The 25315-nt window shown below is 39.5% G+C and carries 25 protein-coding genes; 12 read left to right on the forward strand and 13 right to left on the reverse strand.

From position 1 onward, the window contains the following. A partial coding sequence (locus JR005_RS12110; protein WP_228731700.1) for an ATP-grasp domain-containing protein occupies nt 1–974 on the forward strand: 974 nt, incomplete at its 5' end. 73 nt (nt 975–1047) lie between these two features. Here the strand turns inward: JR005_RS12110 and JR005_RS12115 are convergent. Next, entirely contained in the window at nt 1048–1479 is a 432-nt protein-coding gene (locus JR005_RS12115) for a hypothetical protein (protein WP_416378517.1), read from the reverse strand. 248 nt (nt 1480–1727) lie between these two features. Here JR005_RS12115 and JR005_RS12120 point away from each other — a divergent pair, with 248 nt between their 5' ends. Further along, nucleotides 1728–3218, forward strand: a complete 1491-nt coding sequence (locus JR005_RS12120) for an amidase (protein WP_218665156.1) — start codon at nt 1728–1730, stop codon at nt 3216–3218. Here JR005_RS12120 and JR005_RS12125 read toward each other — a convergent pair. The 4 genes from JR005_RS12125 to JR005_RS12140 form a co-directional block, all read right to left on the reverse strand. After that, the gene (locus JR005_RS12125) at nt 3215–4387 is read right to left on the reverse strand and encodes an MFS transporter (protein WP_218665157.1); all 1173 of its coding nucleotides are present in this window, start codon (nt 4385–4387) and stop codon (nt 3215–3217) included. The genes JR005_RS12120 and JR005_RS12125 overlap by 4 nt on opposite strands. A gap of 66 nt (nt 4388–4453) precedes the next feature. Continuing rightward, nucleotides 4454–6322 carry a SurA N-terminal domain-containing protein gene (locus JR005_RS12130; RefSeq protein WP_218665158.1) on the reverse strand — a complete coding sequence of 623 codons (1869 nt, stop codon included), beginning with the start codon at nt 6320–6322 and terminating at the stop codon, nt 4454–4456. 129 nt (nt 6323–6451) lie between these two features. Continuing rightward, nucleotides 6452–6724 (reverse strand): HU family DNA-binding protein, encoded by a 273-nt coding sequence (locus JR005_RS12135; protein ID WP_004989063.1) that lies wholly within the window; start codon nt 6722–6724, stop codon nt 6452–6454. A gap of 167 nt (nt 6725–6891) precedes the next feature. Then, nucleotides 6892–7347 carry a phasin family protein gene (locus JR005_RS12140; protein WP_004997721.1) on the reverse strand — a complete coding sequence of 152 codons (456 nt, stop codon included), beginning with the start codon at nt 7345–7347 and terminating at the stop codon, nt 6892–6894. A gap of 195 nt (nt 7348–7542) precedes the next feature. On the opposite strand from JR005_RS12140, the gene JR005_RS12145 reads away from it, so the two are divergent. From JR005_RS12145 to fdx, 8 genes are all read left to right on the forward strand, one after another. Continuing rightward, nucleotides 7543–8190 carry a hypothetical protein gene (locus JR005_RS12145; RefSeq protein WP_104794845.1) on the forward strand — a complete coding sequence of 216 codons (648 nt, stop codon included), beginning with the start codon at nt 7543–7545 and terminating at the stop codon, nt 8188–8190. 112 nt (nt 8191–8302) lie between these two features. Continuing rightward, nucleotides 8303–8776, forward strand: coding sequence for an Rrf2 family transcriptional regulator (locus JR005_RS12150; protein ID WP_004989069.1), 474 nt, complete (start codon nt 8303–8305; stop codon nt 8774–8776). A gap of 1 nt (nt 8777) precedes the next feature. After that, complete coding sequence (locus JR005_RS12155; RefSeq protein ID WP_151724346.1) at nt 8778–9995, forward strand: IscS subfamily cysteine desulfurase; 1218 nt, start codon at nt 8778–8780, stop codon at nt 9993–9995. An 80-nt stretch (nt 9996–10075) separates the two neighbouring features. After that, nucleotides 10076–10462, forward strand: a complete 387-nt coding sequence (gene iscU / locus JR005_RS12160; protein ID WP_218665159.1) for a Fe-S cluster assembly scaffold IscU — start codon at nt 10076–10078, stop codon at nt 10460–10462. Nucleotides 10463–10490: 28 nt separating this feature from the next. Then, nucleotides 10491–10811 carry an iron-sulfur cluster assembly protein IscA gene (gene iscA, locus JR005_RS12165; RefSeq protein ID WP_004989073.1) on the forward strand — a complete coding sequence of 107 codons (321 nt, stop codon included), beginning with the start codon at nt 10491–10493 and terminating at the stop codon, nt 10809–10811. Between the two features lie 84 nt (nt 10812–10895). Further along, on the forward strand, nt 10896–11411 hold the full coding sequence (gene hscB / locus JR005_RS12170) for a Fe-S protein assembly co-chaperone HscB (RefSeq protein ID WP_218665160.1): 516 nt from the start codon (nt 10896–10898) through the stop codon (nt 11409–11411). Between the two features lie 37 nt (nt 11412–11448). Next, on the forward strand, nt 11449–13308 hold the full coding sequence (gene hscA / locus JR005_RS12175; RefSeq protein ID WP_218665161.1) for a Fe-S protein assembly chaperone HscA: 1860 nt from the start codon (nt 11449–11451) through the stop codon (nt 13306–13308). Between the two features lie 15 nt (nt 13309–13323). After that, nucleotides 13324–13662 carry an ISC system 2Fe-2S type ferredoxin gene (fdx, locus tag JR005_RS12180; protein WP_004989078.1) on the forward strand — a complete coding sequence of 113 codons (339 nt, stop codon included), beginning with the start codon at nt 13324–13326 and terminating at the stop codon, nt 13660–13662. Nucleotides 13663–13703: 41 nt separating this feature from the next. Here fdx and JR005_RS12185 read toward each other — a convergent pair whose 3' ends face one another. The 8 genes from JR005_RS12185 to JR005_RS12220 all read right to left on the reverse strand — a co-directional run bounded on the left by JR005_RS12185 (nt 13704) and on the right by JR005_RS12220 (nt 23557). Next, nucleotides 13704–15080: an adenylate/guanylate cyclase domain-containing protein gene (locus JR005_RS12185; protein ID WP_275889965.1), complete on the reverse strand. Its 1377-nt coding sequence runs from the start codon at nt 15078–15080 to the stop codon at nt 13704–13706. Between the two features lie 113 nt (nt 15081–15193). Further along, nucleotides 15194–15628, reverse strand: a complete 435-nt coding sequence (locus tag JR005_RS12190; protein WP_004989091.1) for an HIT domain-containing protein — start codon at nt 15626–15628, stop codon at nt 15194–15196. 236 nt (nt 15629–15864) lie between these two features. Further along, a complete protein-coding gene (mfd, locus tag JR005_RS12195; protein WP_218665838.1) occupies nt 15865–19323 on the reverse strand; it encodes a transcription-repair coupling factor in 3459 nt (1152 codons plus the stop codon). Nucleotides 19324–19419: 96 nt separating this feature from the next. After that, entirely contained in the window at nt 19420–19773 is a 354-nt protein-coding gene (locus JR005_RS12200; protein WP_218665162.1) for a hypothetical protein, read from the reverse strand. A gap of 25 nt (nt 19774–19798) precedes the next feature. Then, a complete protein-coding gene (locus JR005_RS12205) occupies nt 19799–20824 on the reverse strand; it encodes an alpha/beta hydrolase (RefSeq protein WP_218665163.1) in 1026 nt (341 codons plus the stop codon). Continuing rightward, the gene (locus tag JR005_RS12210; protein WP_218665164.1) at nt 20825–21967 is read right to left on the reverse strand and encodes a YdcF family protein; all 1143 of its coding nucleotides are present in this window, start codon (nt 21965–21967) and stop codon (nt 20825–20827) included. A gap of 2 nt (nt 21968–21969) precedes the next feature. Continuing rightward, nucleotides 21970–23007 (reverse strand): UDP-N-acetylmuramate dehydrogenase, encoded by a 1038-nt coding sequence (gene murB / locus JR005_RS12215; protein WP_218665839.1) that lies wholly within the window; start codon nt 23005–23007, stop codon nt 21970–21972. Nucleotides 23008–23038: 31 nt separating this feature from the next. After that, nucleotides 23039–23557 (reverse strand): low molecular weight protein-tyrosine-phosphatase, encoded by a 519-nt coding sequence (locus JR005_RS12220; RefSeq protein WP_218665165.1) that lies wholly within the window; start codon nt 23555–23557, stop codon nt 23039–23041. Nucleotides 23558–23675: 118 nt separating this feature from the next. Here JR005_RS12220 and JR005_RS12225 point away from each other — a divergent pair, with 118 nt between their 5' ends. Together JR005_RS12225 and JR005_RS12230 are read left to right on the forward strand one after the other, a co-directional pair. Beyond that, nucleotides 23676–24836 (forward strand): iron-containing alcohol dehydrogenase, encoded by a 1161-nt coding sequence (locus JR005_RS12225; RefSeq protein WP_218665166.1) that lies wholly within the window; start codon nt 23676–23678, stop codon nt 24834–24836. Next, the gene (locus tag JR005_RS12230) at nt 24833–25294 is read left to right on the forward strand and encodes an acyl-CoA thioesterase (RefSeq protein ID WP_218665167.1); all 462 of its coding nucleotides are present in this window, start codon (nt 24833–24835) and stop codon (nt 25292–25294) included. The genes JR005_RS12225 and JR005_RS12230 overlap by 4 nt, the downstream gene beginning before the upstream one ends. Nucleotides 25295–25315 lie beyond the last annotated feature (21 nt).

Consider the following 25315-nt stretch of genomic DNA (forward strand, 5'->3'; position numbering starts at 1 on the left):
CTGGTTGTGACCATGCGGTAACCATTCACAATGCACTGGCTGAGGCCAAAGAAATTGGTTTTCCGTTAATTGTCAAAGCAGCTTCTGGTGGTGGTGGTCGTGGGATGCGCATTGTTGAGCGTGTCGATACTCTACTTGAATCTGTTCAAGCGGCACAACGTGATGCTGAAATGTGGTTTGGTGATGATACCGTCTATATGGAACGTTTCCTGCAAAAACCACGTCACGTAGAAGTACAGGTTCTGGGTGATGGTAATGGTCATGCCATTCATTTGTATGATCGTGATTGCTCATTACAACGTCGTCATCAAAAAGTTTTAGAAGAAGCACCAGCACCGAACTTACCAGAGCAAGCACGTGCTGATATTTTAGAAGCATGTGTCAATGCGTGTAAGCTCATGCAGTATCGCGGCGCAGGAACATTTGAGTTTCTATTTGAAGATGGTGAATTCTTCTTTATTGAAATGAATACCCGTGTTCAGGTGGAGCATCCTGTCACTGAAATGGTGACTGGAATCGACATCATTGAACAGCAGCTTCGTGTTGCTGCGGGTCTAGGGCTTGAAATTGAACAGTCTGATGTGGAAGTACGCGGTCATGCGATTGAATGCCGTATCAATGCTGAAGATCCAACCACATTCCTACCTTCACCGGGAAAAATTGAGCATTTCTATGCGCCAGGTGGTGCGGGTATTCGTCTGGATTCACACATCTATCCGGGCTATAGCATTCCGCCTTACTACGATTCTATGATTGCTAAATTGATCGCTCACGGTAAAGATCGCGAGACCTCATTGGCTCGTATGCGTCAAGCATTGGATGAGATTATTCTCACTGGAGTGAAAACCAATATTCCTTTGCATAAAGACCTTATTTTACAAGATAAAAAATTCTGCGCTCAGGCTATGGATATTCACTATCTTGAAAAACATTTGCTCAAACAATTAGAAGCAGCACCCACTGAAAAAGCTTAATGTTAAAAAAAACCTCTTATTTCGATAAGAGGTTTTTTTTAAATCGTATCAATGCAATTATTATTTCAATAAATTAAGGCAAAACACGTCTTAGGGTTGCAAAGCATTGCTGCCCATTTTCGCCTGCACAAAAATTAATCGTGTTTGGTGATTTCCACTGAACGAAATATTGTGAAACTTCGCCTGATTGGTCTTCTTGCTGACCTGAACAATCGACTTCGTTATTGTCATATTTGATCTGCATAATGAGCGCAGGAAGTTTCTCTTTCATATCCTGAGATGGCTGATAATCATAAACACCGTATGACCACTCTTTGCCACTCTTGACTACAACTTCATTGGCATTACGGAAATTATAATATTCCACACATTTTTTATTGGTCGGAATTTCCATTCCCCATAAACCCATAATTTCTGGACGAGTTTCGATTTGAATGGTGTTGGCATTTAAATCCATCGCCTGAGCTTGTGTTTCCACTTGTTTTTGCTCTGCTTCATCTGCCATAGCAAATGAACAGCAAAGACTTAATAATCCAACAATATAAATATTTTTCATAGATTTATTGATAACTAAACGCATGGACTTAACTTATCATACTTTTTGAAAATTACATTCGATCATAACGATATAAAAACAATATTTTTATATGCAGATCGTGCAACTCAAATCAGAAGCCTTCACCATACTTGAATAAGTTACGTAATTGATTTAAAACCTAATTCAATAAAATACAAGATACACAAAAGGGACATATGAAACTGAACGAATATATTCATTATGATGGACTGGGACTTGCACAACTGATCGAAAAAAAAGAAGTTCAACCAATAGAATTACTTGAACTCGCGCTACAACGCTCAGATCAGGTCAATCCAAAACTGAATGCTATTATTATTCCAATGCATGAATATGCAAAAAACAGAGCCAAACAGCAACTGACTGGTGCATTTGCTGGTGTTCCATTTTTAGTGAAAGATTTATTTCAGGAATATGCAGGTATTCCTACCTCATACGGTTGTAATGCCTTAAAAAGTCGTCAGTATACCCCCGATACTAATGCTGAAATTGTAAATCGCTGGGAAAAAGCAGGAATCGTAACTTTTGGTCGTACCAATACACCTGAGTTCGGAATTAAGGGAATTACCGAACCCGATGCTTGGGGAACTTGTTCAAATCCATGGCATCTAAAGCATAACAGTGGCGGTTCTTCTGGGGGTTCTGCATCCGCAGTGGCAGCAGGAATCGTGCCGATCGCAGGTGCTGGCGATGGTGGAGGCTCTATTCGTATTCCGGCATCTTATTGTGGACTATTTGGTTTAAAACCAAGTCGCGGGCGTACACCATGGGGACCACAAATGAGTGAAGGCATGCATGGTGCTGTAATTCAGCATGTACTGACTAAATCTGTACGCGACAGTGCAGCCATGCTCGATGCGACACATGGCTTTGAAAACAGTTCATTGTTTAAAATTGAGAAACCAGAACGTCCTTTCTTAGAGAACTTAATACGTCCTCCTCAACAGTTGAAAATTGCATTTAATACACAATCACCCATTGGTACAAAAATATCTAAAGATGCTGTGGCAGCGGTCAAACATACTGCCGAACTCTTGGAATCATTGGGGCATATTGTGGTTGAAGATACCCCTAAAATTGATGGCATGTCACTCGCTAAAGATTTTATCACTACATGGTTCAGTCAATTTTCATATATGTTGCATCAAATCAAACAAATGTCAGGTGCGACCGATGATGAATTTGAGCTTGATTCACTTGCTCTTGCTGCCTTTGGTGCAAAAACCACAGCGCATGAGTATATTCATAATCTAAATAACTGGGGTATTTATGTCACCCAAATGAATCAATTTTTTGATCAATATGATTTATATTTAACTCCTGCTACCGCTTCAGTTGCACCTAAAAATGGTGAGCTTGCCACACCCAAATGGCAACAACCTGTGATCAAAGCGTTACTTAAAATAGGTCAGGCACACTATTTAGCAAAAGGCAAACTGGTCGAACAGATCATCCGTGAAAACCTGAAGTGGGTTCCCTTTACCCAGTTGGCTAATATTACAGGATTACCCGCGATGTCAGTTCCCCTATATTGGAACAAAGACTATCTTCCACTAGGTTCGCAGTTTATTGCCCCTTTTGCTCGTGAAGATCTTCTTTTCCAACTTGCAGGACAATTAGAACAAGCGCAGCCTTGGTCAAAAAAATATCAAGATATTGTGGTTTAGTTACGCATCGAAATAGGTTGCTCAAACTGACTGGGCAACCATTTAACCCATAATAATCCGAGTAGAACTATTCCAGATGCAGTTATAAAAATAATAGAACCGCCATAAATTTTCCAAAAATGCCCTGCTAAGATACTTCCAAAAGCAACTCCCAAGCCCCACATCGTGCTATATAAAGCCTGACCACGTCCTTGTTGCCCTGCGGAAAAATTTTGGAAAATCATTCGCATGGCGATTAGATGAAATAATCCAAAACTAAAGGCGTGAATTGTCTGTGCGGCAAATTGGGCAATAAAGCTGTTTGAAAATAGCCCTGCGACCATCCAACGAATACTCGTCATTATCAGACATAAACTGACCAATTTTTTTAACGAATAACGCGATAAAAACAAATGGGCGTAAGCAAACATGATAATTTCAGCAATGACACCAACCGCCCATAAGAAACCTATTTCTGTCGTTGTAAAATCGGTTTCTTTTAAATAATTACTATAAAAACTATAAAATGGTGCATGTGAAAATAATAAAATAAATTCAATAGCAAAAAACGCAAAGACATATGGCCGTTTTAAAATAGGAAGTAAGGGTTCAAGCGTTGTTTGAGAGCGCGGCGCTGAGTCTGGCTCCTGAATCGTAAATGACCAAATAAATGCTAAAAAAGCAACACTCAATAACAGAACTGGCAGCATGGCAATTGGAATGATTTCTAATAATGCACCAATACTAAACACACCGACGATGAATCCAACAGAACCCCATTTACGAATTTTGCCATATAGTTTGCTGCGTTGCTCCCCAAGCCAAAATAAGGTCACCCCTTCAAACTGAGCTAAAATTGCATTCTGAAAAAAACTAAAAATCAACATTAATAAGGCTACTGACTGAAAAGTATTTGGAATCATAAAAATTGCGAACCAAATACAAGACTCCATCCATGTTGCAATGCGCACTAATCGCATTCTTTTGCCAGATTTATCTGCAATCCATCCCCAGATAAAGGGTGCAAAAAAGCGAGTAATAATTGCAATTGAAGATAAAATACCAATTTCTTGATAATTAAATCCTTGATCCTCCAGATACAAACTCCAATACGGCATGAATGTCCCCACGATCGCATAGTAGCAAAAATAGAAACCACCGAGTTTGGTCGTGATTGAAAGGCGTAGCACCGTGTAATATTCCTTTGGAACTTTATGACATCAAGAAAAAAACCGCCGAAGCGGTTTTCTTATAACTTACTTGATCTTAGCTTTGGACTTTAAGTACTGCGTATAATCATCCAATTCTTGTTGACCACGGAACTGCTGATAAAGCTTACTTAACTCACTCAACTGCTCTGGTGTCAATGCATTTGCAGTGGTTGAATTGACATTTGAAACACCAACCACTACTAACTCATCTGGAAGTTTAGCTGTCGTTACAGACCAAAAACCATCTTTAGGCGTTGTAACGCTAAATGCAGCACGTTCAATTTCACGTTTTAAACCTTGTGAACGTGTAAACGTACCCGCATCCTCAAACTTGATACCACTCGATGCAACAACTTGTGCCGCTGGTTGTGTTTTAAATGCATCCAAAGACTGCGCAATCTTAGCTTTGGCAGCTTGATATGCTTTATCTTCAATCAGCTTAGCTTTTACATCAGCCGTTGCTTGTGCAAGTGGTTTAATACCAGCTGCGTGATAATCGCGAACTTTTACCCAAACTGTATCGCCATTGGCAAGCTGAATATTACTCGAAGCATTGCGATCACCATTTTTAACATCATCGTTAAAAATACGTGTCTTAACGTTTGAATCACTTAATACAGGATGGCCAGTAGCCAAAGTTACCCCTTTCACAGATTCAACATGCGTTGCTTTGACTTCCTGAGTGATTGCGGTCAGATCATCACTACTCACCACCATTTCATTTAGACGATTCACTGCATCTGAATATGCATTTGCTGCTTTAGATTTCTGAACTTCAGCAGTTAAACGTGCCTTTTCAGATTCGAATGAAGCAATTGTCGCAGCAGCAGTATTTGCTTCGATAATATGATAGCCATATTGTGTTTTGACTGGCTTAGAAATTTGGCCATTACCTAATGAATTCACAGCTTGATCAAATTCAGCCGAAAACACGCCTGGTTGATATGCTGCCAGTAAACCACCTTCATTTTTAGAACTGGTATCATCTGAATATTGTTGAGCAGCATCAGCAAAAGATAAAGTACCTGCACTAATTTTTGCATAAACATCGTTGGCAAGCTTTTGAGCTTCTGCATCCGAACGCGCATCAGTAGTAATCAAAATATGCTTAACATCACGCTTTGCATCTTTTTGCTGTTTTTCCACAAAAGCTTTATAAGCTTGCTGCAATTCTGCATCTGTGACTGGAGCATTGGTTACCACTTGCACAGGAGACAAAACCACATAATCAACATCTACGCTAGCAACTTGCTTAAAGCTGTTTTGGTGTTTGTTATAATAATCAGATATTTCCTGATTACTCACGGTAATATCTTTTTTATAATCATCTAATTTAATGCTCGCCAAATGCAAGGTGCGCTGTTCAGTTTGTAAAGTCGCAATCTGATTGATGTCAGCCTTACTAACCAATGCAGTCCCATTAATACTCGAAGTCAGCATTTTAAGCGCATGGTCTTGACGCAGGCTGGTAATGAGCGCCTGACTGGTCATTCCAACTGAACGTAAATAATTTTCATATAAAGTCTGAGAAAACTTTCCATTTTCTTGAAAGCTTGGTTGTTGCGCCAACATTTTCTCTATTTGACCATCACTGAGAGAAATTCCCAGTTTTTCAGCTTGCTGTAAAAGAACTGTACGAGCAACTAGCGTATCTAAAGCAGTTTGCTCGATAAATGGTTGGTTCAGTAAAGTTTCATCACCATGAACCATCGATAAATATTGATCTTTATAAGTTTTTGTTAAGTTCTCAACGTCTTTTTTAGGAATATCCTGACCGTTTACACTTTTTGCAACATCTGCCTTATTATGACTACCAAAATACCCTTCAATACCTACAAGCGCTAAAGGCGTCAAAAACAAGACTAGAAGCACTTTGCCAAGCCAACCCTTAATGATTGTACGAAACGATTCCATAAGTATTCCACTATTTTATTTCGGAGAGATTTTAACTGAAAAAGCTTGCTGAATGAATGCGTAATCTCTTGCTTTTGCACTTTTTAATAAAAAACGCGCCCAAAAGGCGCGTTAATTTAACTCGTGCAATTAAGCAACAGAATCTTTAAGACCTTTACCTGCTTTAAAGCTAGGTACTTTAGTCGCTTTGATCTGTAATTCTTCACCAGTTTTAGGATTACGTCCTGTACGAGCTGCACGGTCTTTAACACTGAAAGTGCCAAAACCTACTAAAGTAACAGTGTCACCCGCTTTAAGTGCATCTGTTACTGAAGCGATAGTCGCATCTAATGCTTTACCAGCATCAGTCTTAGACAATCCCCCTTTTTCTGCAATCGCATCAATTAATTCTGATTTATTCATGAAGATAACGTCCTCTTATTTCGTTTATTTAAAATCTAAGGCTGTAAGTTTAAAAGGCCATGACGCCTTTATAGCAATGCTTTAGGGCAAAAGGCAATACTGAATCAGGCGTTTTATCAAAAATAAACGTGAATTTCTGCTATAAAAACGCCTAAATGCTATTTTTTTTATTTTTCACTCAATTTTGACTTTAAGTTTTCATTTTCCTCAATCAACATATCGATCTTAGTATGCAGTTGTAATAATAGCTGTTCAATGTGCTGTAAATCCTTTGCCGTCACCAAACCAATTCGGTTCAATGAGTGGTGAATACTCTGATCAATGATCCGCTCAACTTTATCTTTAGTATCAGTCACCGACTCTTTTGCTTTTTCTGCTACTTTGTTAACAGTCGTATCTGCGGCATCTATTGTTTTTGATTCAAGCTCTTCACCAACTTTGACTAATGAGTCAAATAATTTATTCCCTTCTTCTTCTGCACGTGAAAAAGCCCCAAGACCTGCTAACCAAATTTGCTTTGTATATTTTCTAAAATCAAGCGCAGATTTACGGGAAGCTCTGGTTTTTCCTCTTGTTTTCTCAGATTCAAGTTCAGTACCCTGATCTATGCTTTCCTTTTCCATTATTTCGTTACTCCTGATCACTTTACCGTCATATGGCTACATTTAACCATAAAATGTATTCATAATAGCAAACCAAACACTTGATCCTTTTGCTAAAGTGTTCTACAAAGCAAGGCAATTACTTTATTTTTTATTTATTTTTACAATTTGAGATCGGATCTCGAACTTTATATAGCGTTTAAGGACCATGTGGGTATGAGCGAGTCGCAACAAAGCAAAGAACAGTCTCACTTGTTGCTTAACATTTTGTTAATTGTACTTGAAACCGTTTTTTCGTTTATTTTGAAAAATGATAGCGTGATACGCCTTCAATCCAAACCTTTTGTAGATAAAAAAATTTCATTACGAATCAATAGTTATATTCCTTACTTTGATTTTTATGTACAGTTTACTGACAAAGGCGTGTTATTTGACTTACAAGCGCCCGATCGAGATATCGATCTTGAGATCAGTAGTACCCTATTAGATTTGATTAAAATTTTTATTTTTGGAAATCGTCGCAGTATCAAAACTATGCGGATTGGTGGTGATGCTGAACTCAAAGAACAGTTTAAAGATTTACTTTTATACTTTAGTTTGCCAAAGCTGTTTGCGGATTGGAAACAATGGCTACGCCAACCTCATGAGCCCCATCAGGCGATTGCTTCAAAAAAACGTATTGCGCCGTTACTTGAGAAAATTGATACTCAACGCTCTCAAATTAACAGTCTACATGTGGAACTTAAACAATATAAAAATCGTGTCCGCCGCCTTCAACAGCGTCAGCGTTCTATCAATATCGGTTTTGGCGTAATTACTGTCGTTTTAGTTGCTTTATTAGTGTATAATTTATGGGCAGGTTAACCAACACATCTTTCCTGCTCAACAAATCATTTTAATAACTATAAAAAAACTTGACTATTTTAGTCGGGATTCTTAAAATTAACCTATCTAGTCTAAACATGTGTACCGAATCATGCGCCTTACAACTCGCGGTCGCTACGCAGTGACTGCTCTTCTTGATCTAGCTTTGCAGCCAACTGAACAAACGATCACACTCGCTGAAATTGCAGCCCGCCAATCCATTTCAGTCGCTTATCTTGAGCAGTTATTTGCCAAACTAAAGCGTCATGGATTAGTTTCTAGTGTTCGTGGTGCGAATGGTGGTTATCATTTAGCTCGCAAAGCCAATGAAATTACCATATTAGAAATTATCGAAGCCGTAAATGAAACTGTAGATGCAACGCGTTGTGACCATAAAGGCAACTGTCAAAATGGTGCAATGTGCTTGACTCACGATTTATGGCAAGAACTCTCCCACCACATTGCCGATTACCTTGCAAAAATCTCACTTGCTGATCTCGTCAATCGCGACAATGTACAAACCGTCGCACTGCGTCAGAACTCAGCAGATTATGATTCTGCCCTACTATCGGCTACAGGTATTTGAAATGAAACGTCCGATTTATCTTGATTATGCTGCAACAACGCCTGTACTTCCAGAAGTTGCAGAACGCATGATGGAATGCCTGACTTTTGATGGTACGTTTGGTAATCCTGCATCACGTTCTCATGCATATGGATGGCAAGCAGAAGAAAAAGTTGAATATGCACGTGAACAAGTCGCAAATTTAATCAAAGCTGATCCTCGTGAAATCGTATGGACATCAGGCGCGACTGAATCTGATAACTTGGCATTAAAAGGGATTGCTCAGTTTTATGGTTCAAAGGGTAAACATATCATTACCAGTAAAATTGAACATAAAGCGATTTTAGATCCTTGCCGTGAGTTAGAAGAACAAGGTTTCGAGATTACTTATCTTGAGCCAGAACCACGTACAGGTCTCATTACCCCTGAAATGGTAAAAGAAGCACTACGTCCAGATACAATTTTAGTGTCACTGATGATGGTGAACAATGAAATTGGTACTGTGACAGATGTTGCCGCAATTGGTGAGCTTACACGTGCTAATAAAACTTTCTTGCATGTAGATGCGGCCCAAGCTGCTGGTAAGGTTGAAATTGATCTTTCTACCATGAAAATTGACTTGATGAGTTTTTCTGGTCACAAAGTTTACGGCCCTAAAGGTATTGGTGCACTTTATGTGCGTCGTAGCCCACGTGTTCGTTTAAAAGCACAAATACACGGTGGCGGTCATGAACGTGGGATGCGTTCAGGTACTTTAGCGACTCATCAAATTGTAGGTATGGGTGAAGCGTTTGAAATTGCTGGTAAAACCATGCAAGCAGAACAAACTCGTATTCGTCAGTTACGTGACAAACTCTGGAATGGTTTACAGGATCTTGAACAAGTGTTCTTGAATGGTCATCCAACTCAGAACGTTGCAAATTATCTTAATGTCAGCTTTAACTTTGTTGAAGGTGAATCATTGATGATGGCACTTAAAGATGCGGCTGTATCTTCTGGATCAGCATGTACATCTGCAACTCTAGAGCCATCTTATGTCTTACGTGCTTTAGGCCTATCTGATGAACTGGCACACAGCTCAATTCGTTTTAGTTTTGGTAAATATACCACTGAAGCTGATATTGATCACGTGCTTGAAATTACCAAAGCTGCTGTCGAGAAATTACGTGAACTTTCTCCGCTTTGGGATATGTATAAAGAAGGTATCGACCTTTCAACAGTTGAATGGGCTGAACACTAATCCATTGATCTGTCGATTGAAAAACATATTTTTGCCCTCATATTTAATATTAGGCTGACCCCGAGGTTTGGAGAAGCAACATGGCTTATAGTGAAAAGATTATTGATCATTACGAAAACCCGCGTAATGTCGGTGTTTTAGATAAAAACGCTGAAAATGTAGGTACAGGCATGGTTGGTGCGCCAGCATGTGGTGATGTAATGCGTCTACAAATCCAAGTTAATGATGACGGTGTGATTGAAGAAGCCCGTTTCAAGACTTATGGTTGTGGTTCAGCCATTGCATCGAGCTCTTTGGTCACAGAGTGGCTTAAAGGTAAAACACTAGACCAAGCGCAAGCAATCAAGAACATTGATATTGCAACTGAGCTTGCTCTACCGCCTGTTAAAGTTCACTGTTCGGTTTTAGCAGAAGATGCGATCAAAGCTGCGATTGACGATTACCGCAACAAAAAGACCAAAGCTTAATTGATTGCCTTAATTTGACGGAGTTTTCATGATTCATTTAACTGAAAATGCGGCAACTCACATTCGCAATTATTTGTTGAATCGTGGTAAAGGTGAAGGCATTCGCGTTGGTGTGAAAACTTCAGGCTGTTCAGGTCTGGCTTATGTGCTTGAATTTGTCGATGACATGGATACGCATGACCAGATGTTTGAACAGCATGGCGTAAAAGTTTTCGTTGATCCCAAAAGTCTTGTTTATCTTGACGGGATGGAAATGGACTATGTTAAAAATGGTCTAAATGAAGGCTTTGAGTTTAATAACCCCAATAAAAAAGGCGAATGTGGTTGTGGAGAATCCTTCACAGTTTAAAGCCCTTACCCTTTTCACTTCATATTAAAAGCAGTGTTTTTACACTGTTTTTAATATATTTATTTACTACGGAATTCATCTCCCATGAATCATTTTGAGTTGTTTAACTTACCCGTAGCACTCGATATCGATTTAGCCGCGCTAAAAACAAATTTCCTGAACTTGCAGCAACAATATCATCCCGATAAAGCGGAAGATAAAGATCAGGCACTCATCAAATCCAGTGAAATCAACCAAGCTTATAAAGTACTTTCACAAGTAGACAGCCGCGCTGCTTACTTATTAGCACTTAAAAAGCAGGATTATCATCTGGATCAATCGATTAGTGATTTTGAGTTTTTGCAATCAGCATTGGAAATTCGTGAGCAACTCGAAGAAGCCAGTGATCCTGAACAACTTGAAACCCTGAAAATTGAAGTCAACCAATGGGTGGATGGTCTGATTCGTGAGTTTAAAATCGATTATGCAGATGAAGATTGGGGCGAAGCACGTGATACAGTCCGCAAATTACGTTTCTTTCAGCGTGTTCTCAATGACATTGATAAAGCTGAAGATCAAATTCTCGATGATGATAGCTTCGATTTAGATGATGAATTTTAATTTAGTTGTACCGATTTACTTTCAAGGGATTTAACTCATGGCACTCTTGCAAATTGCTGAACCAGGTCAATCAAGTGCCCCGCATCAACATCGTATTGCGATTGGGATTGACCTTGGAACAACACATTCTTTAGTTGCCACCGTACTCTCTGGCAAAGCAAAAGTTCTACCAGATGACAAAGATCGCGTTTTGTTGCCTTCAATTGTGCATTATGCTGAGAAAACCACAGAATATGGTGATGATGCAAAATCCTTTATCACCACAGACCCTAAAAATACGATTATTTCAGTTAAACGTTTTATGGGTCGTTCCAAGACAGATATTAAATTTCAGCATCCTTACACGTTAATCGGTGCAGACAATGAAATGCCTGCTTTTGAAACTCGTACAGGTCGTAAAACACCTGTTGAAGTTTCAGCAGAAATTCTTAAGCAGCTTAAAGATCGTGCAGAGGCCAGCCTTAAAAACCCTGTGAATGGCGCAGTGATTACTGTACCTGCTTATTTTGATGAAGCACAACGTCAAGCAACACGTGATGCAGCTCAACTCGCAGGTCTCAATGTCCTAAGACTTTTAAATGAGCCGACTGCGGCTGCGGTTGCTTATGGCCTCGATCAGGATACAAACCTACAAACCGATCATAATTATGTGATTTATGATTTGGGTGGTGGTACTTTTGACGTTTCGATCTTACGTTTTTCACAAGGCGTATTTGAAGTGCTTGCGACAGGTGGTCATACTGCTTTGGGTGGTGATGATCTGGATCGCTTAATTGTGAAATGGGCTAAAAAACAGCTTAATATCGATGTATTGGATGATGCAGAATATGCTGCGTTTATTGTTGCTGCCCGCAAAGCAAAAGAAGCTTTATCTGATCAATCTCAGGTTCAATTTAAAGCACTCGATCATGCCTTAGCACTCGATCGCGCTACGTTTGAAACGATCATTCAAATCGCACTAGATAAGACAATCAGTGTTTGTAAACGTGTTTTACGTGATGCAAAACTGAATCTGGACGATATTCAGAATGTGGTATTGGTCGGCGGCTCTACCCGTTCCTATGCTGTACAAAAAGCAGTGCGTGATGTATTTGATCAGGAACCACTTTGTACCATCAATCCAGATGAAGTGGTCGCTATCGGTGCTGCCATCACAGCCAATCAATTGATTGGTAATTCACAAGATGGTTCGTTACTGCTTGATGTCACTCCGCTTTCTCTTGGCTTAGAAACCATGGGTGGTTTGGTTGAACGACTCATTTCACGCAATACTGCCATCCCTGTTGCTCGTCGACAGGAATTTACGACTTATCAAGATGGTCAAACCGCCATGTTGATTCATGTAGTACAAGGTGAGCGTGATCTGGTTGAACATTGCCGTTCATTAGGCCGCTTTGTGTTGCATGGCATTCCACCGATGACCGCAGGTCAAGCACGTATCGAAGTAACGTTCCAAGTCGATGCTGATGGGTTATTAACTGTTTCTGCGCAAGAAACAACTTCTGGCGTAAAAGCTGAGATTGATATCAAGCCTTCTTATGGCTTATCCGATACAGACACCGAACGTCTATTGATCGAAGGCTTCCAACATGCGGAAGAAGACAAATTATTGCGTCATTTACAAGAAGCCAAAGTTGAAGCTCAACGTGAACTTGAAGCACTTGAGCAAGCCTTGAAAGTCGATGCTACGCTATTGTCTGAACAGCAGTTGACTGCATTGAATGTCGCCAAAGATCATTTATATGTACAACTTAATGCCAATGATATTCAAACCATTGAACAGGCTGTACAAGCGCTTAAAGTCTATAGCGATGAATTTGCAGCATTACGCATGAATCGACATATCGATCATGCACTCAAAGGCACCAAACTGAACGACTGGTCAGACTCAAATTAAGAAACAGGTGAATATATGCCACGTATTAAAGTTCTTCCCCATGCGCAAATTTGCCCAGAAGGTGCTGAGTTTGAAGTTGAAGAAAATGCCAACCTTTGCCAAAGCTTACTCAATAATGGCATCAAAATTGAACATGCCTGTGATATGTCATGCGCCTGTACGACTTGCCATGTGATTGTGCGTAAAGGTTTTGACAGTTTAGATGAAATGAATGATGTCGAAGCCGACTTGCTTGATCGTGCTTGGGGATTAGAACCAGATTCACGTTTATCTTGTCAGGTTAAAATTGTTGATGAAGATTTGGAAGTTGAGATTCCAAAATACACCATCAACCATGCTTCAGAAAATCATTAATTCATAACTCAGAAAATAAAAGCCACTCAAAAGAGTGGCTTTTATTTGACTTCATCTTCAAGTTTTAACTTGGCAACACCCTGCGCGTTAGTGAGATTCTGCTGAACCTGAATACGCTGGATCATTTTTTCGAGCACTTCTACCAATTCTGGATATTCAAAATTTTGTACTTCCTCAAGATTAAGTACCAAGTGAAATCCTTTGTATTCATAATCAAACCATTGTTGATTATCAGATTTTTTACCCGTGTATTTTTCCATGACTTGCCATGTTTTGACTGCACCCTGAATACCTTTTAAATAAATAGGCGCTTTAGGTGCACATAGGAATTCATTTTTAACTAATTGATAAGTATCATCAGAAATTAAAATTTCATCAATTTCTGCCGCATATTGTAACCGTGCTGCAAGATTGGCATCACGTCCTACAATGGTATAGGCCATACGATGGGTCGCGCCATAGTTTCCCACGTGACAATATCCCGTACTGATTCCCATACGAATGTGCAATGCTGGATAGCCCATTTTGATCCAGCGCTCACGCAATAATTTCATTTGCTGGCGCATGGCGATTGCCATTTCTACACAGGATTTCGCATCTTTCTCGACCCCTTGAGAAGTCGGATCACCAAAAAAGATAAGAATCGCGTCACCCATAAACTTATCGACAGTCGCTTCATACTGTTTGGCAATTTCAGTCATGTGACTTAAATAGTCATTCAGTAGAAATGCTAAATCATCTGGAATCAAACTCTCTGAAAGTTCGGTAAATCCCTGAATATCAGAAAAGAAAATCGTGAGTTTTTTACGTTTATATTCAATTTTAGCTTCCGCTTCACCACGCATAATCGATTGCCAAAGCTGTAAAGGCGCATAACGACTCAGCTGGTTGGAAAATGCCATGTAACGGGTCATTTGATTATAGTAATGTTGACGAAGCTGGGTCAGTTTTTCGATACGAATATGCTGATAATAATTGCCAATATTAATAAAAGTAATCAGGCAAATTAGACTAATAACGGTCAGCTCCTGACTCGTTGGCTCGAAATAGTCCTGAAAACCAAAAATAAAAATAGTACTTGCATAAAAAATTGTAATCCCAATCATGCCAGACAAAGATGCCGCCATAAATGAAATTTTACTATTAATTGCAGTGTACAATAAGGCAAATAAAGAGGTAAAAGTTAAAACCAGACTTAAATGTACGCCTGCCAATGAAACCGCAACGGCAATGACATCAATGACAAAAAAAACATTTCGGGCGACATTCTGATTAAATTTATATTGTAACCAACGATCTAATTTGGGACTGATCAGTAAAATCAAAACCAGAAAAATAGGGATAAAGAGTTGATAGTTAGCGTCTGGTGAGGTAAATGAATAAATTACCACAATCAGTGACAGTATAAAATATCCCATCAAACGATGAAAATATGCAAACTGCCGCGGTTCCCTATCAACCAGCCTATCTAATGGCACTCTACCCTCCGATCTTTAACTTAAACCACATTTTCATGCGGTTTAACAAAGACTTAGTCCATACGCCAATCAAATGGCATATCACCCTGTCCGCGTAAAGCTAACATCAAAGTCTGGCGCATATGTGCAAGTACATCATTACTATACGGTACCGCAGGTGTTCCCCATACTGGTTTAGGCCAAGCGACATCGTTCTGATAACGAACCACATGATGAAAATGCAACTGTGGCACCATATTACCTAGTGCGGCAACATTCATCTTATCTGCACGGAAAACACGGGCTAATTGGCTAGATAACCAGCTTGATTCACGCAGGAACTGTTCCTGATCAGCTTGGCTTAACTCATAAAGCTCTGTAATTCCAGGTACACGCGGTATAAGAATCAACCATGGAAATTGCATATCATTCATTAAACGACATGTTGAAAGCGGGAAATCGCCTACAAAAAAAGTATCTTGAGCAAGTTGTGGATGCAAACTAAACATATCTTTATAAATGACGCATGAATTATGATGGCTAATACTATCACAACACTTGTGATGTGAGTATTATTAGTACCTTGTTTACTTACAAATAACAATGATTTTATTCAATAATTCAGCGATAAAAGTCCAATTTTACAGCGGTTTGCTGATCGATTTAGCCAACCTCAAGTTAAATTAAAAAATGCGATGAAAATCGATGGCATTTCATCACATTAACTTAACAAAAGTTGCATGTCTTAATGCAACTCATTAACAAGTTTTGCAAGTAAATCCTGAATAAATTGGACACGTTTATCATATTCCTGTAATTGCACTGTAATTTTTAAACGCTGCCCACCTTCCATCCGATAATAAGTTGGTTGTTTCTGCATCAGTTGAATAATGCTGATCGCTTGTACAGGCGTATCTGGTGAAAATTCAACATAGCCTCCGTTTGCATTGATATCAATCTTGGTTATACCTAGATGTTCAGCTTTAAGACGAATCTGATGCACACTAAATAGCTGTTTAACGGTTTGTGGCAATGTCCCAAAACGATCAATCAATTCCATGCGGATATTATCAAGTTTTTCCTGGGTATCGGTATTACTGATTCGTTTGTAAAATAACAATCGCTGATGTACATCCCCAAGATAATCATCTGGAATTAAAGCTGGCATGTGTAAATTAATTTCTGCGGTTAACGATAATGGCGCATCGAAATTCGGTGTTTTACCCTTTTGAATAGCTTTGGTGGCTTTTTCTAGCATTTCCATATACAAGCTATAACCAATTGCCTGCATAGAACCACTTTGCTGTTCACCTAGTAATTCACCCGCACCACGGATTTCCAAGTCTTCGGTGGCGAGCATAAAACCCGCTCCTAGTGTTGAAGCACGTTGAATCGCATCCAGACGTTTTTCGGCATCACCTTTTAAATGTTTAATTGATGGTACCAGCAAATAGGCATAAGCCTGATGATGTGAGCGCCCAACTCGACCACGTAATTGATGCAATTGCGCCAATCCAAGCTTATCAGCTCGTTCAATGATAATGGTATTGGCATTAGGGACATCAATTCCTGTTTCAATAATGGTTGAACACACCAATACATTGAATTCTTTATGATAAAACTGCTGCATCACTTGTTCGAGCTCACGTTCACGCATCTGCCCATGCGCAACTGCAACACGCGCTTCAGGCACTAGATGCCGAATATTTTCGGCAGTGCGCTCAATCGTATCGACTTCATTATGTAAGAAATAAACCTGACCACCCCGTAGTAATTCACGCAAAATGGCTTCTTTGACAGACTCATCGGTATGTTCTTGCATAAAGGTTTTTACTGCCAAACGTCGTGCTGGCGGTGTCGCAATAATCGATAAATCACGCATTCCTGAAAATGCCATATTTAAGGTACGCGGAATCGGCGTTGCTGTTAATGTCAGCATATCGACATCAGCACGTAAGGCTTTAATTCGCTCTTTATCTCTTACACCAAAACGGTGTTCTTCATCGACAATCATTAAGCCCAGATTTTTAAACTGGACATTTTCCTGAAGTAATTTATGTGTGCCAATCACAATATCGACTTTGCCATCAATCAAATCTTCAATATTCTTTTGATGGGTTTTGTTGGAACCAAAACGCGATAAAACTTCGATACGTACAGGCCAGTCTGCAAAACGATCTTTAAAAGATTCATAATGTTGCTGCGCCAAAAGTGTTGTTGGAACTAAAACCGCTACCTGTTTATTATTTTGCACTGCCACAAAAGCTGCTCGCATCGCCACTTCAGTTTTACCAAAACCAACATCACCACAGACCAAACGATCCATTGGTTTTGTCAAATGCATATCGTGTATAGTCGCTTCAATGGCATTGGCCTGATCGAGCGTTTCTTCATAGGCAAAACCACTGGCAAATTGCATATACAAACTTTGATCCAGTTCAAAAGCAAACCCCGGTTTAGATTGACGACGCGCCTGTATATGCAATAATTCCGCCGCTACATCATGAATTTGCTCTAAAGCTTTACGTTTTGCTTTGCTCCATGTATCTGTTCCCAGTTTATGTAATGGCGCAAGATCAGGATCACCACCACTATAGCGACTAATCAAATGCAAATTGGTCACGGGAACATAAACTTTAGCTCCTTCAGCATAATCAAGCTGCAAAAACTCATGATCCTGTCCATCGATTGCCAGTGTGATCAGTCCTGCATATCGTCCGACCCCATGATCGATATGCACCACAGGTGCGCCAATGCTGAGTTCGGTGAGGCTACGGATCAGAAATTCTTCAGAAACTTCTTGTTGACGTTTACGACGGCGTTGTACAACACGATGCTCATAAAGCTGATTTTCTGAAATCACTGAAAGCTGATCTCGAATCACCAAGCCTCGATCTAAGGGCGCGTTGGTAATCGCAATCGCATATTGCTGTTTAAGAAAATCGCTAAAACCTTCGACATTTGGAATTTCACCCAGACTCGATCGCAATGAATCTTTTAAACTTTCACGACGACCTGCACTTTCAGCGACCAAAAGCACGGGATGATTTGACTCATCAATATACTGTTTGACACTTTCAAAAGGATGCTCTTTTTTGGCATCGACAGGTAGTTTCGGTGGAGCTAAGGTATCAAGATTGATTGCGCCTACACGTAGTTCTGTTGCTTCTGCACTGGCTAAAATTCGGGGGAATTGATTAAGACGTTCAAGCACCAGATTTGGCATGAGAAATAATTCTTCTGGAGCTAAAAGTGGCTGATCAATATTATGTCTACGACTTTCATAACGCTGTAGAACATCTTTCCAAAATTGGGATAAGCATTCATCCAAATCGGTATTTGTAATGACAATGCAATTCTTTGGTAAGTAAGATGTAAACGCACTCTGCGTTTGCATAATTTCCTTTTCAAAAAATAAGGGGAAATAAAACTCAACACCTGGCGATGAAATTCCATCTAATACATCTTGATAGATCGGATTTTTCTTAGGATTTGCCGATGGAAAACTTTCAGCGTAACGGTCGCGAAAGACTGAACGTCCTTCTTTTAATGGAAATTCTTTTGCAGGTAATACTGTAAATTGCTCCAGACTCTCCGTCGTTCGCTGGGTTTCTGGATCAAAAAATTTGAGTGTATCAATTTCATCATCGAATAAGTCAACACGAATCGGTTGTTCTTGTCCTGAAGCGAAAATATCCATGATGCTGCCACGAACGGCAAACTCACCATGATCATAAACCGTATCAACCAGATGATAACCTGCCTGAATCAGTCTTAATTTTTCTTTTTCCAGATCAAACTTTTGTGCCACACGAATATCAAAATGTTCTCCCAATATCCATGAAACAGGCGCAACTCGTTGAGCCAGTGTCGCAGCAGAAATCAGCAAGACCCCTTTTTGCGGCATATTGGATAGAATCGCAAGGCGTTCTGAAACAATGTCCTGATGAGGCGAAAGACGATCATAAGGCAGAATTTCCCAATCAGGAAAAATTATGGATTTAACTCCATAAAATTCAAGCTCACTTTCCAGTTGAGCCAAGTGCTGATTATTTCTTGCCACAATGACCAATAGAGATGCACATTGATCTGCCATTTCTTTAAATAGTAATGCGCCAGATGAACCTAATATTGATCCGATCCAGCGTTTTTCGCCTGCTTTTAATTGCTGTAATTTGAGCTGAGAGATTTCTTGTTGGAACATTGAATGTGTTTGGATAAAAGACATAGCATCTATATTAACATGATGCACCACCACCAAACTTGATTTATGTTGTTGTTTGCGCAAGCTTTGAAGGAATTATTTGTCTCGTATAAACTCACGGTAATATTGATTGAGCTTTTCGATCAGACTTTTGAATTGTTGTAAATTTTCGTGATTATTTCCCAAACGCTGGACATAACGTCCTGTTGCCATTTCCAGATCAATTTTTTCATTAATCAGCATCGATCTCAAATAAAGCTGTTCCAAGTCATTGAAACTGGATAATTTTCGATTTGAAAAATATTCCAGTCGTTCCGATAAATCATTCATGACAATTCCATCCACTATATAACCTTGCTGTGAATCGAACTGAATTTGATGCTGTTGCATATATTGCTGTTCAGCCGATGGCTTGCCAGATTTAAATAGATTTGAGAGCTTGTTTAACATTGCTAGTCATCGCAAAGACAGTTCATTAATAGTAATAATGCTTCGGTCGTGCATGTAAAAATGCAGGAATCAGCCCCGTTAAAGCAGCACGAATATCAGCGCGTTCATTAATCAACTGATGCGAACCTTCTTCAAGCATTAGCAAGGTTTGTAAGCGAAATTTACGTCGAATAAACTCGATGTTATATCGCCAGTCGACCGTTTGATCCAATGCGCCTTGTGCCAACCAGACTGGAATACGACATGGTGGACGTTGCTCCATTTCCAGCATCCATTTGGACATAGCTAAAATCCAGTCCATTCCCATCATACGTGGCTGAAGTGGATCTTTAAGCCGAATAAAACGTAGAAACTCAGGATTGTGATTATTGCGTCTGAAATGTCTCGGTACTTGGCGTTTAATCCGTTTGATAATGCCCAAACCGACCGAATTGTGCCACCACGCGGTTTTTGCAGGTCGAATCAATGGTGATAATAATAATACTCGATCAACAATCGGATCTTGGCGTTTTTCTGCATATTCAAGTAAATGATGCATCCAGATCGCGCCACCCGTGCTTTGACCAATTCCGAGCCACGGTTTAGGAAGTTGATTGGCATGTTTAACATATTGGTGAACTGCTTTTAAAACTTGTTGATAATGATCAAAATTTTGAATATTGGCAGGTGAACCATCACTTAGACCATGACCCGGCAAATCATAAGTCAATACACTAAAACCCTGTTCCAGAATTTCACGGATAATCGGTTGATAGATCCCGCTATGTTCCAGATAACCATGCAATAAACATACTGTACCTAATGGTTTACGATGTGGCTTAAATACCTGTACATGCAGTTTGAACAATGGCATTTGGATATAGCCTTGCCATTGTTCACAATCAAGCGAATCAAGACCATAGAGTTTACGATAAGCTAAAAGATCTTTTGATGGCTCAAAAGCATGATTTAGATTTAAAGGTTCAAGTACATGCGGAGTTAAATCACGACTCGGGACAGGCAAATCTAGTTGCTGAAGAACCGCAGGATTTAAAAAAGGAATTTCTGGCATTTAAGGTACCTCCCGACATCCGCTAGAGCCAAAAAGTACATCACGTATAGTCGCCAATAGCTCATAATTGGCTCGACGACTATGATCATAATTTTGTTGACTTGGTTGCCATTTTGTCAATTGTGTCGGCATAGGTGCTTCAACAGGAATAGTTTCAATTCCATTTAAAGCAAATAAACGTCTTGTTCTTGGCATATGATAAATATCTGTGACCAACATGACTGTTGGCGCTCCCCCTTTTTTTTGTAGTAATAAAGAACTAAAGCGTGTGTTTTCACAGGTATTCATACTTCTATTTTCAAGGAGTTTTGCATCCACACCCCGTTGTTTCAGCCATTTTTGCATATAGGGTGCTTCTACACCGCTCAATACAATAGGTAAATGATTTTGTTGGTGTAATTCCAGCGTTTTTTCCAGTCTTAACCGTGTATAAGGATTCACAACGATATCTTTTTTGTTTTCATCCAGCGTTAAACCACCGCCTAAAACCACAATGGCATAAGGCTTATTATGATTTGCGGGCTTTTCATCATTCTGGTTTTGCTGAACGTAAGCAACATCCTGTGAAGTTTGTTGATCAATCGTTTTTTCATGCTCAACTGATACTGGATGTTTTTTAAGAAATTCAACATACTGCTGCATTAATGCTTTATTTTCAGAGCTATTGAGTTCAATCAATGGATTTGCAGGCTCATCGACGTGTACCTCACTTGCAGCAGCTTCTGGTTCTGAAACAGAAGCTTTAAGCAATGGCACGGCTGGCTTTTCCTGATCTTCATCTTCTGCTTCTTCTTGTTTTTGCTGTTCTAATATACGCTCTTGTAAAAGCTTATATCGAGTTTGTAGCAAGCTTAAAGACTCTGGATCTTTTGAGTTTAGCGCTTCTTCAATCAGGCTTAAATAGGCCTGACGTGCAATCCATAGGTTTGATCCTGGTTCGAGATTATCATGTTCACTTAATGCAGCCTGTTGCTGACTCTTTGCAGCGACTTGATTGACTTCGACAGGCACAAAATAATTTAAAGCTTTTACAATCAATTTTGAGTAAAAAGGCGTATAAATAAAAACCATTAGACAAGCAAAGAGTACGAATAGTATGGCAACTAAACGTACTAATCGAATCGCCCAATGCGTTTTAACCATAACTACACTTCCGAATGGGATCGAATTAATCCATTTGAATCAAATAACACTGGTTCTGGTTCAAGCTGGATATTAAAACGCTGTTTTACATCATATTGAACAGACTGATAAGTGTGCCTAACATCACTTAAAGATGCATTGGCATAATTCACTAAAACCAATGCCTGCTTTTCAAACATCCCAACAGAACCCAACTTTTTACCTTTCCAGCCTGCTTGATCAATCAGCCAGCCTGCCGCAATTTTAACGCAGCCTTGGGCTTGAGGATAATGTGGAATTTGCGGAAATTTTGTAAGTAACTGATCAAAATCTGCTTGATCAATCACAGGATTTTTAAAGAAACTGCCGACATTCGGATATTGCTTTGGATTGGGCAATTTACTCTGACGAATCTGAATTACCTGTTTCTGTAAATTTTCAGGGCTGACATCACTTCCCACTGCGGCTTTTAAATCACCATAATTCAATTTAAGTTGAGGTTGCTTCAATAAACGAAAAGTGACATGAGTGATAATGTAACGGTTTGGGTCACGTTTAAAAATACTATCCCGATAAGCAAATTGGCAATCTTCAGCGAAAATATTTTGTGTGGTTTTCTCAAATCGGTCATAGACTTGTACAGACTCGATAAACTCACCGACCTCGACCCCATAAGCGCCAATATTTTGTACAGGTGAAGCCCCAACCAGACCTGGAATGAGTGCTAGATTTTGTAGTCCATACCAGCCGTTCTCTGTGGTCATCAAGACAAAATCATGCCAAATCTGCCCTCCACCAACTTTGACTTTTACATGGTTAGGGTGATCTTCAACCAGCTCGATACCCTGAATATTGATATGCAATACCAATGCATGAATATGCTCTGGCAATAACAAATTGCTCCCACCAGACAGAATGAGAACATTCAACTGCTGCTGTTCGGCATAGTTTAACGCCGCGATTAAACTTTGGATTGAATCAATTTTTACATAATGCGAAGCAATTGAGTGCAAATTTAAAGTATTAAAAGGTTGAAGCTGTACATCGTGTTGAATTTGGATCACAGGTAAACTCATTTTTATTGATTGCTAGTCATGATTTTTTGTTTAAAGCTTGCTGTTTAAAGATTTGCACCCAAGCCTGAGCACTAGATTCACATTGATCGAGCACTCGCTCAAAACCATCAGCTCCACCATAATAAGGATCAGGCAATGCTTGACCTAAGTAAACTGGATCATGCTCACTCATTAAAGCAACTGTTGCCAGCAATTGATGTGGCTTATATTGTTTTAATGCTTTTTGTTTAAGCAGTTGAATATCATCAAAATTCTCATGATCCATTGCTAGAATAAGATCAAACTCCAAAAAATCTTGAACCCTGAGTTGACGAGCACGTAAAGAAGACAAATCATAACCCCGTTTTAATGCATGCTGCTGACTTCGAGAATCAGGTGCTTTGTTGGGATGATAATTACTCGTACCTGCCGAATCCACCACGACATTCAGTTGATATGTATCACAAAAATGTCTTAAAACAATCTCTGCCGTGGGAGAACGACAAATATTTCCCAAACAGACACAAAGCACCTTATAAGGTGGGTGTGATGACATATAAACCTCGAAAGTGCTTTATTTTCAGGTGTCTTATGTTAATTTATTTAAAAGCAGAATCCTATAGAAGAAATGAACAGAAATGTTCGATTTATGATGAAAAATAAGGAAATACCTCATGAGCCAATTTCAATTTCAGACAGCAGCTCGCATTATTTCAGGTCTTGGCTCAATACAGGAAGTTAAACAGATTATTCTCGAGAATCACTATCGAAAACTTCTTATCATCACCGATGCAGGAATGGTACAACACCAACTGCATTTACCTATTATCGAGATTTTAGAACGCCTAAATATTACTTATTCAATTTATTCAAATATTCAGGCTGACCCGCCCGAACATATCGTACTCGATGCCGCTGAGTTCGCTAAAAAAGAAAAAGTCGATGCGATCTTGGGTTTTGGTGGTGGTAGTTCGATGGATGTTGCTAAAATCATTGCCCTATTGGCACATCCTGAACAAAAACAGACTATCATGGAGATGTATGGCGTGAATAACGCCAAAGGCCCCAAACTGCCATTAATTCTAGTGCCTACCACTGCTGGAACTGGCTCCGAAGTTACCCCAATTTCTATCGTCACTACAGGTGAAACGACTAAAACAGGTATTGTCTCCCCTCATTTATATGCTGATATTGCCATATTGGATGCAAATTTCACTCAAGGCTTACCTGCACATATTACTGCTGCGACAGGCATAGATGCGATGGTGCATGCCATAGAAGCCTATACCTCCAAAATCAAAAAAAATTTCTACGCGGATATGTTGGTAAAAAATGCATTACGTTTACTCAATGATAATCTGCCTAAAGTCCTCAAAAATGGTACAGATTTGGAGGCGCGACAAAATATGTTATTGGGATCAATGCTCGCGGGACAAGCTTTTGCCAATGCACCAGTGGGTGCAGTTCATGCCTTAGCCTATCCTTTGGGTGGGCATTTTCATCTTTCGCACGGACATACCAATGCACTGGTTTTAGTCGAAGTTCTCAAATTCAATGCACCACATGCCAAGCATCTCTATGCAGAACTGATGCAATGGCTAGATCCACATAGTAATGGCTGTTCCGATGGTCTATGTGATCTTTTTATTGATCATATGCAAAATCACTTAGATCAAAGTGGACTGGTTTTAAAGTTACAAGATTTGAATGTACCACGGCAAAGTCTCGAGACGCTTGCCAAAGATGCGATGCTACAAACTCGCCTTTTACAAAATAATCCACGCGAAATGACAGAACAAGCTGCGTTTGAAATCTATGAGGCGATTTACGCATGAACAAAGAATCGATAAAACCTGTAATAAAAACACGTGATCAATTTCATTTCTTTTTAAATATCCAGACACGCTGGGCAGATAATGATATTTATGGTCATGTCAACAATGTTACTTATTATAGCTACTTTGACACTGCTGCGAACTCATTACTGATTCAACACGCGGGTTTTGATATCCGACAATCTCCCATCATTGGTCTTGTGGTTGATTCTGCATGCAGTTTTTTTCAGGAACTGTCTTTTCCAGATATGATTGAAGTTGGCGTAGCCATTGCGAAAATTGGAAATTCATCTTTAAGATATGAATTAGCCATTTTCAAACAACATCATGTTGAACCGTCTGCTCAAGGTCATTTTGTCCATGTTTTTGTGGATCGTGAAACGCGTAAAACAACACCCGTTCCAGACACAATCAGAATGGCACTTCAACCTTATGTATTAAAAAGCGAATCAGATTAAATACGTTTTAAAAAACTACTT

This window comes from Acinetobacter sp. Colony158, from assembly GCF_019264745.1.
Taxonomy (GTDB): domain Bacteria; phylum Pseudomonadota; class Gammaproteobacteria; order Pseudomonadales; family Moraxellaceae; genus Acinetobacter; species Acinetobacter ursingii.

Excerpts from the sequence above, each read along its gene's own strand:
- fdx (WP_004989078.1), top strand. The coding sequence starts at position 13,324 with ATGCCACGTATTAAAGTTCTTCCCCATGCGCAAATTTGCCCAGAAGGT.
- JR005_RS12205 (WP_218665163.1), bottom strand. The coding sequence starts at position 20,824 with ATGCCAGAAATTCCTTTTTTAAATCCTGCGGTTCTTCAGCAACTAGAT.
- JR005_RS12200 (WP_218665162.1), bottom strand. The coding sequence starts at position 19,773 with ATGTTAAACAAGCTCTCAAATCTATTTAAATCTGGCAAGCCATCGGCT.
- JR005_RS12190 (WP_004989091.1), bottom strand. The coding sequence starts at position 15,628 with ATGTTTAGTTTGCATCCACAACTTGCTCAAGATACTTTTTTTGTAGGC.
- JR005_RS12120 (WP_218665156.1), top strand. The coding sequence starts at position 1,728 with ATGAAACTGAACGAATATATTCATTATGATGGACTGGGACTTGCACAA.
- JR005_RS12210 (WP_218665164.1), bottom strand. The coding sequence starts at position 21,967 with ATGGTTAAAACGCATTGGGCGATTCGATTAGTACGTTTAGTTGCCATA.
- hscA (WP_218665161.1), top strand. The coding sequence starts at position 11,449 with ATGGCACTCTTGCAAATTGCTGAACCAGGTCAATCAAGTGCCCCGCAT.
- JR005_RS12155 (WP_151724346.1), top strand. The coding sequence starts at position 8,778 with ATGAAACGTCCGATTTATCTTGATTATGCTGCAACAACGCCTGTACTT.
- JR005_RS12140 (WP_004997721.1), bottom strand. The coding sequence starts at position 7,347 with ATGGAAAAGGAAAGCATAGATCAGGGTACTGAACTTGAATCTGAGAAA.
- JR005_RS12115 (WP_416378517.1), bottom strand. The coding sequence starts at position 1,479 with ATGGCAGATGAAGCAGAGCAAAAACAAGTGGAAACACAAGCTCAGGCG.
- JR005_RS12225 (WP_218665166.1), top strand. The coding sequence starts at position 23,676 with ATGAGCCAATTTCAATTTCAGACAGCAGCTCGCATTATTTCAGGTCTT.
- JR005_RS12220 (WP_218665165.1), bottom strand. The coding sequence starts at position 23,557 with ATGTCATCACACCCACCTTATAAGGTGCTTTGTGTCTGTTTGGGAAAT.
- hscB (WP_218665160.1), top strand. The coding sequence starts at position 10,896 with ATGAATCATTTTGAGTTGTTTAACTTACCCGTAGCACTCGATATCGAT.
- JR005_RS12130 (WP_218665158.1), bottom strand. The coding sequence starts at position 6,322 with ATGGAATCGTTTCGTACAATCATTAAGGGTTGGCTTGGCAAAGTGCTT.
- mfd (WP_218665838.1), bottom strand. The coding sequence starts at position 19,323 with ATGTTCCAACAAGAAATCTCTCAGCTCAAATTACAGCAATTAAAAGCA.
- iscU (WP_218665159.1), top strand. The coding sequence starts at position 10,076 with ATGGCTTATAGTGAAAAGATTATTGATCATTACGAAAACCCGCGTAAT.
- JR005_RS12185 (WP_275889965.1), bottom strand. The coding sequence starts at position 15,080 with ATGGGATATTTTATACTGTCACTGATTGTGGTAATTTATTCATTTACC.
- JR005_RS12150 (WP_004989069.1), top strand. The coding sequence starts at position 8,303 with ATGCGCCTTACAACTCGCGGTCGCTACGCAGTGACTGCTCTTCTTGAT.
- JR005_RS12145 (WP_104794845.1), top strand. The coding sequence starts at position 7,543 with ATGAGCGAGTCGCAACAAAGCAAAGAACAGTCTCACTTGTTGCTTAAC.
- JR005_RS12135 (WP_004989063.1), bottom strand. The coding sequence starts at position 6,724 with ATGAATAAATCAGAATTAATTGATGCGATTGCAGAAAAAGGGGGATTG.
- JR005_RS12230 (WP_218665167.1), top strand. The coding sequence starts at position 24,833 with ATGAACAAAGAATCGATAAAACCTGTAATAAAAACACGTGATCAATTT.
- iscA (WP_004989073.1), top strand. The coding sequence starts at position 10,491 with ATGATTCATTTAACTGAAAATGCGGCAACTCACATTCGCAATTATTTG.